Raw genomic sequence first — 467 nt, 5'->3', positions numbered from 1 at the left:
CGACCATGCTCGTCAGGGCCGCCGGCAGGGAGTGGTCCGTGCCCAGGCGCTGCATCGGCCGGCGCGTGAGCGTCGTGGCGATGCCCGGCGGCCAGGTCGTGGTGAGGATGGCCGGCGAGGAGGTCGCCGTCCACGACGCCGCGTCCGGGCCGTCGAGGCCCATCAACTACGACCCCGACCACTACGGGCAGGCCCTCGAGGGGAAGCGGGGCCTGGCCGACGCGGACATCGCCGAGGCCGCGCGCGCCAACCTCGCGCTGCTCGACTCGCTCGGAGGGGCGTGATGGGCGCCGTCGCGGAGGGCAGCCCCTCGATCAGGGCGCAGGCGAACCTCTCCGCGCTCGGGCTGCACGAGATGGCGGCGTCCCTGCCCGACTACGTGAGGATGGTCGCCGCGGGCGAGCGGGGCTTCGCCTCCGCCCTCGAGGAGATGACGCGCGTCGAGGTCGCCGCCCGGGAGGTCAGGA

1 protein-coding gene and 1 pseudogene are annotated in these 467 nt (G+C 75.2%); both read left to right on the top strand.

Annotation, left to right across the window (positions count from 1 at the left end; genetic code table 11):
* The coding region (locus tag ACTQ1E_RS08900; protein ID WP_441064283.1) for a Mu transposase domain-containing protein at positions 1-284 on the top strand (284 nt) is incomplete at its 5' end.
* A pseudogene (locus tag ACTQ1E_RS08895) lies at positions 284-467 on the top strand (IS21-like element helper ATPase IstB); the annotation flags it as partial. The gene ACTQ1E_RS08900 and the pseudogene ACTQ1E_RS08895, both read left to right, overlap by 1 nt.

This window comes from Collinsella sp. LCP21S3_C7 (assembly GCF_052118485.1).
GTDB lineage: Bacteria > Actinomycetota > Coriobacteriia > Coriobacteriales > Coriobacteriaceae > Collinsella.
This window is presented reverse-complemented; position numbering and strand designations above follow the sequence as displayed.